Annotated in this window: 7 protein-coding genes and 1 pseudogene; all 8 read right to left on the bottom strand. The window is 67.9% G+C overall.

Annotation, left to right across the window (positions count from 1 at the left end; translation table 11 throughout):
* A partial coding sequence (gene aceE, locus ACNJ7E_RS07495) for a pyruvate dehydrogenase (acetyl-transferring), homodimeric type (protein ID WP_418339495.1) occupies positions 1–2,729 on the bottom strand: 2,729 nt, incomplete at its 3' end.
* An 85-nt stretch (positions 2,730–2,814) separates the two neighbouring features.
* Complete coding sequence (locus tag ACNJ7E_RS07490; protein ID WP_418339494.1) at positions 2,815–3,543, bottom strand: aspartate/glutamate racemase family protein; 729 nt, start codon at positions 3,541–3,543, stop codon at positions 2,815–2,817.
* 12 nt (positions 3,544–3,555) lie between these two features.
* Positions 3,556–5,073: an NCS1 family nucleobase:cation symporter-1 gene (locus ACNJ7E_RS07485; RefSeq protein ID WP_418339493.1), complete on the bottom strand. Its 1,518-nt coding sequence runs from the start codon at positions 5,071–5,073 to the stop codon at positions 3,556–3,558.
* Between the two features lie 202 nt (positions 5,074–5,275).
* Positions 5,276–6,618 (bottom strand): annotated as a pseudogene (allB, locus tag ACNJ7E_RS07480) (allantoinase AllB).
* Positions 6,611–8,008, bottom strand: a complete 1,398-nt coding sequence (locus ACNJ7E_RS07475; protein WP_280781355.1) for an NAD-dependent malic enzyme — start codon at positions 8,006–8,008, stop codon at positions 6,611–6,613. Before ACNJ7E_RS07475 ends, allB begins: the two are co-directional and overlap by 8 nt.
* Before the next feature lie 53 nt (positions 8,009–8,061).
* Positions 8,062–9,120 carry an allantoicase gene (gene alc / locus ACNJ7E_RS07470; protein ID WP_280781354.1) on the bottom strand — a complete coding sequence of 353 codons (1,059 nt, stop codon included), beginning with the start codon at positions 9,118–9,120 and terminating at the stop codon, positions 8,062–8,064.
* Entirely contained in the window at positions 9,117–10,268 is a 1,152-nt protein-coding gene (locus tag ACNJ7E_RS07465; RefSeq protein ID WP_418339492.1) for a glycerate kinase, read from the bottom strand. The genes alc and ACNJ7E_RS07465 overlap by 4 nt, the downstream gene beginning before the upstream one ends.
* An 8-nt stretch (positions 10,269–10,276) precedes the next feature.
* The coding region (locus tag ACNJ7E_RS07460) for a thiamine pyrophosphate-dependent enzyme (protein ID WP_418339491.1) at positions 10,277–11,398 on the bottom strand (1,122 nt) is incomplete at its 5' end.

Genomic DNA, 11,398 nt, shown 5'->3' with positions numbered 1-11,398 from the left:
TCGACGGCCTTGGAGCGGTCGAGGGTGCCTTCGCCGGCGAGGGCGGACAGCACGGCGACGACGATGGATTCGGCGTCGACGTTGAAGTACCGGCGGGCGGCGGGGCGGGTGTCGGAGAAGCCGAACCCGTCGGTGCCGAGGGTGGTGTACGAGCCGGGCACCCACTGGCGGATCTGGTCGGCGACGGCGCGCATCCAGTCCGAGGCCGCCACGAACGGGCCGGCGGCGTCGGACAGGGCCTGCGTGACGTAGGGCAGCGGGGCGTCGGTGCCGGGGTCGCGCAGGGCCTGCTTCTCCCGTTCGATGCCGTCGCGGCGCAGTTCACCCCAGGAGGTGACCGACCACACGTCGGCGGCCACACCCCACTCGTCGGCGAGCAGTTCCTGGGCCCGCAGGCCCTCCGGCATGGTGACACCGGAGACCAGGATCTGCGCCTTCGGGCCCGATGCCTCGGACTTCTTGAACAGGTACATGCCCTTGAGCAGTCCGTCGACGTTGAGGTCGGCGGGTTCGGCGGGCTGGGAGTAGGGCTCGTTGTAGAGGGTGATGTAGTAGAAGATGTCCTCGCCACCGAACCCGTCCACGCCGTCGGTGCCGCCGTACATCCGGCGCAGCCCGTCCTTGACGATGTGCGCGATCTCGTAGGAGAACGCCGGGTCGTAGGCGACGGCGGCCGGGTTGGTCGAGGCCAGCAGCAGCGAGTGCCCGTCGGCGTGCTGCAGTCCTTCGCCGGTGAGGGTGGTGCGGCCGGCGGTGGCGCCGAGGACGAACCCGCGGGCCATCTGATCGGCCGCCGCCCACAGGCCGTCGCCGGTGCGCTGGAACCCGAACATCGAGTAGAAGATGTACAGCGGGATCATCGGCTCACCGTGGGTGGCATACGAGGTGCCGACCGCGGTGAACGAGGCGGTCGAGCCGGCCTCGTTGATGCCCTCGTGCAGGATCTGCCCGATCTCCGATTCCTTGTAGGCGAGCATCAGCTCCGCATCCACCGCGGTGTACAGCTGCCCGTTGCGGTTGTAGATCTTCAAGGACGGGAACCAGGAGTCCATCCCGAAGGTGCGGGCCTCGTCCGGGATGATCGGCACGATCCGCTTGCCGATCTCCTTGTCCCGCAACAGCTCCTTCATGATCCGCACCAACGCCATGGTGGTCGCGACCTGCTGCTTCCCGGAGCCCTTGCGGACCACGTCGTAGGTCGAGTCCGCCGGCTGCGGCAACGGCGCCGGGCTGGTGCGCCGCTCGGGCAGGAACCCACCCAACGCCTTACGCCGGTCGAGCATGTACTGGATTTCCGGGGCATCGGGGCCGGGGTGGTAGTACGGCGGCATCTTCGGGTCCTTCTCCAACTCTTCGTCGGAGATCGGGATCCGCTGCAGGTCCCGGAAATTCTTCAGATCATCGAGGGTCAGCTTCTTCATCTGGTGGGTGGCGTTGCGGCCCTCGAAGTGCTTGCCCAGGGTGTAGCCCTTGATGGTGTGCGCCAGGATCACCGTCGGCTGCCCCTTGTGCGCCATCGCCGCCGCGTACGCGGCGTAGATCTTGCGGTAATCGTGGCCGCCGCGCTTGAGGTTCCAGATGTCGCGATCCGAGAGGTTCTTCACCAGTTCCTTCGTCCGCGGATCCCGCCCGAAGAAGTGCTCCCGCACGTACCCGCCGTCGTTGGCCTTGTACGTCTGGTAGTCACCGTCGGGGGTGACGTTCATCAGGTTGACCAGGGCACCGTCCCGGTCCGCGTGCAACAGTGCGTCCCACTCGCGGCCCCAGACCACCTTGATCACGTTCCAGCCGGCGCCGCGGAAGAACGACTCCAACTCCTGGATGATCTTGCCGTTGCCGCGGACCGGGCCGTCGAGGCGCTGCAGGTTGCAGTTCACCACAAACGTCAGGTTGTCCAAACCTTCGGTGGCCGCCACGTGCGCCAGGCCGCGGGATTCGGGTTCGTCCATCTCCCCGTCACCCAAAAACGCCCACACGTGCTGATCGGAGGTGTCCTTGATGCCGCGGTCGTGCAGGTAGTGGTTGAACCGGGCCTGGTAGATCGCGTTCATCGGGCCCAACCCCATCGACACGGTCGGGAACTCCCAGAAATCCGGGAGCAGGCGCGGGTGCGGGTACGACGGCAACCCGCCGCCCTGATCGGCGTGCGAGTGTTCCTGCCGGAACCCGTCCATCCGCTCCGCCGGGATCCGCCCCTCCAAAAACGCGCGGGCGTAGATGCCCGGCGAGGCGTGGCCCTGGATGAAGATCTGATCCCCACCCCCGGGATGGTCCTTGCCGCGGAAGAAGTGGTTGAACCCCACCTCGTACAGCGCCGCCGACGACGCATACGTCGAAATGTGACCACCGACCCCGACGCCCGGGCGCTGCGCGCGGGTCACCATCACCGCCGCGTTCCACCGGATGAACGCCCGATACCGGCGCTCGGTCTCCTCGTCACCGGGGAACCACGGCTCGTTCTCCGTCGGGATGGTGTTCACATAATCGGTCGACGTCAACGCCGGCAACGCGACGTGCTTCTCCCCGGCCCGCTCGAGCATCCGCAACATCAGATACCGGGCACGGGTCGGTCCGGACCGGTCCAACAGTCCGTCGAACGATTCCAACCACTCCGTGGTCTCGTCCGGGTCGATATCCGGCAGATAAGACGCAACACCCTCACGGATGACGCGAACCGAGCCGGCGCGGCCGGGGTCTACGGAGGTCGTGGTCTGTTCGAGCAAAGGGATACTCCATCGTTGCGGGCGCGGGATAGGGCGCCGTAGTGGCCGTCCGGGGTGAGGACGAAGCTGTACAACTCACTGCATCAGGTGACTACCGCGGTTTCGCGAGCGGCCATCCCGTGATCTGCTTGGGACGCGGGGGCGCGTAGGTGCGCACCTTCGAGGTCGAGAGACCCAACCCTACAAGAGATTCCGCCACTTTGACAGCCGCACTGACGCCGTCGACCACCGGAACGCCGGTGCGCTCCCGGATCCGGTCGTCGAGGCCGGCCATTCCACCGCAGCCGAGGCAGATCACCTCGGCCTTGTCTTCGCGCACAGCAGCTTCGGCCTCGTCGACGATCGCCTCGATCGTGCGCTCGGGGTCGGTTTCCAGCGCGAGGACGGGCAGACCGCTCGCGCGTACACTCGCGCACTTGGCGTCGAGGCCCGCGAGCCGGAGCCGGTCTTCGATGAGCGGCACGGTGCGGTCGAGGGTGGTGACGACGGAGTACTTGTGTCCCAGCATCATTGCGATACTTGCGGACGCCTCGGTGATGTCGACGACGGGGACGTCGAGCAGTTCCTGCAGGCCCTCCCGGCCGTGTTCGCCGTACCCGGCCTGGATCACCGCGTCGTACGGTTCCGGGTACGACCGCACCCGGTCCATCACCGCGATCGCGGCGAGGTAGCTCTCGAAGTTTCCTTCGACGGATTCCGCACCGATCTCCGGTGTGAGCCCAACGATTTCGGTGCCGGGTGCCGCGACGGCCTCGGCCTGTTTGGCGATGGCGTCCGTGATGGACGTGGTGGTGTTGACGTTGACGACGAGAATGCGCATCGAAAGCTCCTGTCAGTGGTCGCCGCGGCCGCTGTCCACGGCGATGGACTCGCCGGACACGTCCACGTACTGCCGGGTGCGGTCGCCGACGACCGCGTAGATTGCCGCCGCCAGACCGGCTCCGATGAACCAGGAGAACGGGGCGACGAGATGGAAGGCGGGGACGATCGCGAATAGGGTGCTGACGAGCGCGGCGGGAACGAGGGCATAGATCGCCCGCAGGTTGAATCCCGTGCGGTAGTAGTAGGTTCCGGTCGGACTGTCCGAGTAGAGGGCGGGTACGTCGACCTTCGTGCGGCGGATGAACCAGTAGTCGACGAAGATGATGCCGAACAGCGGGCCGAGGACGGCACCGAGGCCACCGAGGAAGTAGTTGATCACCACCGGGCTGTCGTAGAGATTCCACGGCAGCAGGACCACGCCGATGCAGGCGCTGATGATGCCGGCCTTGCGGAAGCTGATCTTCTCGGGGGCGAGGTTCGACAGCACGTACGACGGTGCGACGAAGTTCGCCATGACGTTGACGGCCATCGTCACGATCACGAGGGCGAGGCAGGCCAGCGACAGGAACAGGGTGTTCGGGATCGCCGCGACGATGTCGGTGGGGCTGTCGATGATGGTGCCGTCGATCTGGAACTGGGCGCCGCACAGAATGAACGCGATGACGGCGAACGCGAGGACGTTGACGAACAGGCCCCAGAAGTTGCCGCGCACGACGGCGGTCTTCGACGGGGAGCGCCGCGAGAAGTCGCAGAAGTTGAGGATCAGGGTGCCGTAGATCGACATCCACAGGGCTGCGCCTGCGAAGACCTGCCGCCACATCTCCCCACCCGAGGCGGGCTGATCGGACGTCCACGCGATGGAGAAGTCGGTGCGGAACAGCATCCACAGGGCGAGCGAGCCGACCGTGACCAGGATCAGCGGACCGGCCAGGCTCTCGAATTTGCGCACCGCCTCCATCCCGTAGACGAGGACGACGATCTGGATCGCCCAGATCCCGATGAAGCAGATCCATCCGAGGCTGGAGAGTCCGAGGATCGAGTTCTGGTCGAAGCGGTCGAGGGAGGGCGCGACGGCGACGAGGAAGATCCGGAAGACGATCGACGCGAGGTAGGTCTGGATTCCGAACCAGACGATCGCGATGACCGCGCGGACGATGGCGGGAATCTGGGCGCCGCGGATTCCGAAACTGATCCGGCTCATCACGGGGAAGGGCACGCCCGTCTTCTGGCCCATGAACCCGGCGTAGGTCATCGCGACGCAGACGATGACCGCGCCGATCATGAGCGACAGGATCATGTGGCCGCCGCCCAGCCCGAGCGCGAACAGGCCGATGGCGAACGAGTAGTTGGCGATGTTGTGGACGTCGTTGGTCCACAGCGTGAAGATGCTGTAGCTACCCCAGCGGCGACCCGAGGCCTTCGTTGGCGCCAGGTCCAGGTTGTAGAGTGTGGTACTCGTCTGGGTCGCTGGCGGCGCCGGCGGCGCGACGGTGGTGGTGTGCCGCGAGACTGTGTCGTCTATGAGCATGTGCCTGTCCTTGCGTGGCGGCGAACGAACTTCCGTATCACGGAAAGCTTGTTCCATTGGTCCCTTCAAGTGTGAGCCAGGCAACAGTGGGCGGTCAATGATTTCCGCAGGATATATCTTGGTTCCGTACCACCTGGAACACGACAAACCCGCTGCAGCACTGGATCTTTCGGACCCAGCGCCATGCAAGGGTGCGGCGGCGTCAGGCCAGTCCGCGGCTGAGCAGCCGGCCCCGGGGGGCCTCGTCGAGGTCGATCCGCTTGCCGGCCAGCCAGGTACTGCGCACGACGCCGGCGAGGGCACGCCGGTCGTAGGCGGAGACGGGATTCTTGTGCTGCAGGGCGGCCACGTCGACGACGAACGCCTCCTCGGGCGCGAACACGGCGAAATCCGCCGCATACCCCAGCGCGATGTGCCCTTTCGTGTTCAGCCCGACCTGTTGGGCGGGTTCTCCGCCATCCACCGGACCACGTCGTTCAGGCTGTGCCCGCGACGTTTGGCCTCCGACCACACCGCGGACAGCGACACCTGCAGCGAGGCGATGCCGCCCCACGCGACACCGAAGTCGCCGATGTCGAACCTCTTGAGGTCGACCGTGCACGGGGAGTGATCGGTGACGACGCAGTCGATCACGCCGTCGGCCAGGCCCTGCCACAGCAATTCACGGTTCCCGGCCTCGCGGATCGGCGGGCAGCACTTGAATTGCGTTGCTCCCGAGGGAATCTCCTCCGACACGAACGACAGATAGTGCGGGCACGTCTCGACGGTGAGCTTCACGCCGTCCTTGCGTGCCGACGCGATCATCGGCAACGCGTCGGAGCTCGACAGGTGCAGAATGTGCACCCGGCACCCGGTCCACCGGGCCAGCTCGATAACCTCCGCGATGGCGAGATTCTCGGCGCCGCGTGGCCGCGAGTCGAGGAAGTCCGCGTAGTTCTCCCCACCGGGTGACGTCGCGCGGTCGATCGCGTGCGCATCTTCCGCGTGCACGATCATCATCGCCCCGAAGCCCGCGATCTCCTTCAGCGCCAGTTCGAGCTCGGCCGGGTCCAGCGGCGGAAACTCGTCGACGCCGGAGTGCAGCAGGAAGCATTTGAACCCGAACACGCCCGCGTCGTGCAGGGCCCGCAGGTCCGGGACGTTGCCGGGCACGGCGCCGCCCCAGAACCCGACGTCGACGTATGCCTGATCGGCGGCGACCCGGCGTTTCACGTCCAGTGCCAGGGCGTCGACGGTCGGCGGGATGCTGTTGAGCGGCATGTCGACGATCGTGGTCACCCCGCCTGCGGCCGCGGCCCGGGTCGCGCTCGCGAACCCCTCCCACTCGGTGCGGCCCGGTTCGTTGACGTGCACGTGCGTGTCGACGAGACCGGGGATCAGCACCTCGTCGTCGCCCAGTTCGACCACCACCTCGGCGTCGAGCTGGGCGCCGAACGGTTCGATGACGACGATCCGGCCGTCCCGCACACCCACGCAGCGGGCGACCTCCCCCGCCGCGGTGATCACCCGCGGGGCGCGGAACAGCAGGTCGAGCCGGTCAGACATCGTGTTCACCACCTGCGCCGGCAACGCTGCGCACCGCCGCGGCCACGGCCGGGGCGACTGCGGCATCGAACACGCTCGGCACGATGTACGTGGGGTTGAGTTCCGACGGAGACACCGAATCGGAGATCGCGCGGGCGGCCGCGATGAGCATGTCGTCGGTGATCTCGACGGCGTGCGCGTCGAGCAGGCCCCGGAACACGCCCGGGAACGCGAGCACGTTGTTGATCTGGTTCGGGAAGTCCGACCGTCCGGTCGCGACGACCGCCGCGTGCCTGCCGGCCGCGACCGGATCGACCTCGGGCACCGGATTCGCGAGGGCGAACACGACCGACCGCTCCGCCATCGTCTCGATGTCGCTGCCGGTCAGGATATCCGGCGCCGAGACACCGATGAACACGTCCGCGCCGACCACCGCGTCCCGCAGCGATCCGGACCGCGCTTCCGGGTTGGTGTTGTTCGCGATCCAGGACCGGAACGAGTCGGATGTGTCGTCGGGCGAGAGGATTCCGTTCCGCCCGCACGCCACGATGTTCGTCGCCCCCTGCGCGACCAGCAGTCGGATGATCGCGTGTCCGGCGGCGCCGACACCCGACACCACGATCTTCACCGTGTCGAGGCTCTTCTCGACCACCCGCAGGGCGTTGGTCAGGGCGGCGAGAACCACGATGGCGGTGCCGTGCTGATCGTCGTGGAACACCGGGATGTCCAGCATGTCGCGGAGCCGGGCCTCGATCTCGAAGCAGCGTGGGGCGGAGATGTCCTCGAGGTTGATTCCCCCGTACACCGGTGCGAGGGCCCGGACGATCTCGACGATCGCGTCCGTGTCCTGGGTGTCCAGGCAGACCGGCCACGCGTCCACGTCCGCAAACTGTTTGAACAGGGCCGCCTTGCCCTCCATCACGGGAATCGACGCGGCGGCACCGATGTTGCCCAGCCCCAGCACGGCCGAGCCGTCGGTGACGACCGCGACGGTGTTGCGCTTGATCGTCAGCCGCCGCACGTCCTCGGGGTTCTCCGCGATCGCGGTGCAGACCCGGGCGACGCCGGGTGTGTACGCGCGGGACAGGTCGTCGCGGTGCTTGAGCGGAACCTTCGGCACCACTTCGAGTTTCCCGCCGAGATGGAGCAGGAACGTGCGGTCACTGACCTTGCCGACCACGACGCCGGGCACGTCGGCGATCGCGGACGCGATCTGCTCGGCGTGCTCGACGTCGGAGGCGTCGCACGTCACGTCGATGACCATGTGGTCAGGGTGGCTCTCCACCACGTCCAACGCGGTCATGGCGCCCTTCACGGAGGCCACCGCCCCCGCGAGAGTCGAGGTGGTGCCTGCGCCGACCGGGGCCGTGACGCGAACGGTGATGGAGTAACCGGGACTGGGATTGGGCATGCGTGTTTCCTCGGGTTCGTCAGGTAGGGGTGGAGAGCGCGCCGGTGCTCCGACTAGCGCGGCGCCTGGTCGGCGACGAGCGCTTGATGGCTCTGGGGCAGGGCTTCCCACCAGGTGCGTCGCGTCTCCGACAGCGCGGTCGCGTCGAGGTCGCCGAACAACCGCAGCCGGGACAGGCCACCGTCGGGGTAGACGTCGAGTCGCAGGTGCGTGGCCGCCTCGGTGGCGTCCAGAACGAAGCGGTGTCTCGTGTCGGGCTGCACGGCCGTGCGGGACAGCAGTTCGGTCCACGCGCTCTCGTCGGCGATGTCGGCGGTCCGCGCGTCGGCGGTGCTCAGCCGCACCCAGCCGGGCGCGTTCCCCACGTAGTAGCTGGTGTCGATCTCGACGTGCCGGGGAATGCCGGCCGCGGCCAGCGAGAACACCGCGAAGTCGTTTCCGCCGCCACGGCGCCGGGAGTTCTCCCAGCCCTCCCCCATGTTCCGCGCCCGCCCGGGAAGGATGATGTTCGCGGGCGACGCGTAGAACGCGTCGGAGCAGCCGACGAGGCGTCCGCCGTTCTCCGCGGCCAGCAGGTCCACCGTCCCGTCGAGGAACCGAGGGTCGGGCACGACCTCACCGTGCACCCGCAACCGTGCGACGCCGCCGTCGGGGTAGATGGACAGCCGCACGTGTGTCCACCGGTGCCGGTCGGCGACGGCGTAGGCGTTCGCGGCGTGGCCCTCGGCCGGGGACTTCTCGACGATGGTCTGCCAGTCCGCCTTCATGACCTCCTCGATGGACGGGTAGCCCTCGATCGACGCCGCCTCGATGGAGATGAAGGGCGGGTAGTTGCCCTTGAAGTGCGCGGTGTCCACGATGATCCCGTGGATGATGCCCGCGGCCCCGAGCCGGACGATCGCGTAGTCGTGGCCGTCGTCGCGGCGGCGGCGGGTCTCCCACCCGTCGTACACCTTGCCCTTGTGCCCGAAATCGGACGGGTCGAAGAACGGGGCCTCCGCCTTGATGAGGTTCTCCCGCTGGGCGAACAGTTCGTCGTTGGCCGCGGATACGCTTCCGCCGAGGGCGCGTGAGGCGAGGTCGGGTAGTGCGGTGAAGTCGGGTGACGTCATGATTCTCCTCGTGTGCTGAGTGGTGCGAGTTCGGCAGTCGATGCCGCGATCGTGCAGCCGGTCCGGCGCAGTAGTTCCGCCGCATCTCTGATCGATCGACGAAGGTCCGGTTCGAGGTCCGCGAGCGCGTATGCCGCGGAGATGCCGGCGCTGTGTAATTGGATGTCGCTGAGCAGGTTTCGGCCGCAGACGGCCAGGACGGGGATTCCGGCCCTGCGTGCCTCGGTCGCGACGCCGATCGGCGCCTTGCCGTGGAGGCTCTGCTCGTCGAGTGACCCTTCGCCGGTGATGACGAGGTCTGCCCCGGCGAGCCTCCCTGGGAAGTCGACGAGCCCGAGGACCGTGTCGATGCCGGGCCGGGTGTCGGCCCCCAGCACCGAGATCGCGCCGAACGCCGCGCCTCCCGCAGCGCCCGCACCCGCGATCCGGCTGTCGTCGCGGCCGGTCGCGGCGCGCACGACCTGCGCCCACCGGGTCATGGCGTCCTCGAGCACGACCAGTTCTTCTGCGGCCGCGCCCTTCTGGCTCGCGTACACGGCGGTGGCGCCGGTCGGGCCGAGGAGCGGATTGTCGACGTCGCAGGCGAGCCGAAAGTGCGCCGCACGCGCCGCCGGGTGGAGACCGGTCAGGTCGACCCGGGCGGCCTGGCGCAGCGCCGCTCCCCCCTGCGCGACCTCGTTGCCCTCGGCGTCGAGGACACGTACGCCGAGGGCCTGTAACAAGCCGGCACCGCCGTCGGTTGACGCGCTGCCCCCGAGACCGACGGCGATCTCGCGAGCTCCCCCCTCCAGCGCGTGCCTGACGACGGTGCCGAGTCCGAATGTACTGGCACCCAAGGGGTCCGCCACACCGTCCGGGAGCAGTACCAAGCCCACGGCCGAAGCCAGTTCGACCACCGCGGCCGAGCCGCGCACCGCGTAGGACGAGGTGACGGGCCGACCTGTCGGCCCCGTGGTGGTCACCGCGACCGGAGACCACCCTGCGGCGACGGCCGCGGCGACGGTGCCGTCGCCGCCGTCCGCGACCGGAACACGATCGATCGCCCAGGACGGATCACCGGCCAGGAGTCCGTCGGCGAGGGCGTCCGCCACTTCCGCCGCGGTGAGGGATCCCTTGAACTTGTCGGGTGCGACCAGTACACGTGTCACGGTGCCCCCTAGTCCAGCAGCATGAGGGCTGTGGGAGCGTGCTCCCAGCTCTCCGCCAGATCCTCGAACTCGGCGACGTTGTCGAGTTCGGTTCCCATCGCGATGTTGGTGACCCGCTCGAGGAAGACCTCGACCACCACCGGCACCTTGTGCTCACCGGCGAGCTCACGGGCCTTCTCGAGGGCGCCGGCGATCTCGCCGGGCTCGGTGACCCGCAGCGCCTTGCAGCCCAGCCCCTCGGCGACCTTGACGTGATCGACGCCGTACCCCTTCGGGACCGCGGGCAGCACGTCGTGCTCGGTGGTTTCCTGGGTGTTGATGTTGTCGAAGCCCAGCTGCACGCAGAAGTCCATGTCGAATGCGCGCTGCGCCTGACGGATCAGTCCCAGGTAGGAGTTGTTCACCACGACGTGGATGTACGGCAGGTTGAACTGGGCGCCCACCGCCAGTTCCTCGATCATGAACTGGAAGTCGTAGTCACCGGACAGCGCCACGACGGGCGTCTCCGGCTCCGCGGCAACCACTCCGAGGGCGGCGGGGATGGTCCAGCCCAGCGGCCCGGCCTGCCCGCAGTTGATCCAGTTGCGCGCCTTGTAGACGTGCAGGAACTGGCCGCCGGCGATCTGCGAGAGCCCGATCGTGCTGACGTACCGGGTGTTGCGCCCGAAGACGCGGTTCATCTCCTCGTACACCCGCTGCGGCTTGACCGGGACGTCGTCGAAGTGGGTCTTGCGCTGCATGGTCCGCTTCCGGGTGGCACAGTCCTCGACCCAGGTGCTGCGGTCCGCGAGTGTTCCGGCGGCCTTGCGCTCCTTCGCGACGGCGACGAACAGTTCGAGCGCCGCCTTGGCGTCGGAGACGATCCCGTAGTCCGGTGCGAACACGCGGCCGATCTGCGTGGGTTCGATGTCGACGTGAACGAACTTGCGCCCCTTACGGTAGGTGTCGAGACCGCCCGTGTGCCGGTTGGCCCAGCGGTTGCCGATGCCCAGGACGAAGTCCGACGCCAGCATGGTCGCGTTGCCGTACCGGTGGGCGGTCTGCAGACCGACCATGCCCGCGGCGAGGCGGTGGTCGTCCGGGATGGTGCCCCAGCCCATCAGCGTCGGCACCACCGGAACGTCCAGCAG

Source organism: Rhodococcus mengyinensis (genome assembly GCF_048381435.1).
Classification (GTDB): Bacteria; Actinomycetota; Actinomycetes; order Mycobacteriales; family Mycobacteriaceae; genus Rhodococcus_F; species Rhodococcus_F opacus_D.
This window is presented reverse-complemented; position numbering and strand designations above follow the sequence as displayed.

Bases quoted from the DNA above. Each gene is read 5' to 3' on its own strand.
- ACNJ7E_RS07490 (WP_418339494.1), bottom strand. From the start codon at position 3,543: ATGCGCATTCTCGTCGTCAACGTCAACACCACCACGTCCATCACGGAC.
- ACNJ7E_RS07485 (WP_418339493.1), bottom strand. From the start codon at position 5,073: ATGCTCATAGACGACACAGTCTCGCGGCACACCACCACCGTCGCGCCG.
- ACNJ7E_RS07475 (WP_280781355.1), bottom strand. From the start codon at position 8,008: ATGCCCAATCCCAGTCCCGGTTACTCCATCACCGTTCGCGTCACGGCC.
- alc (WP_280781354.1), bottom strand. From the start codon at position 9,120: ATGACGTCACCCGACTTCACCGCACTACCCGACCTCGCCTCACGCGCC.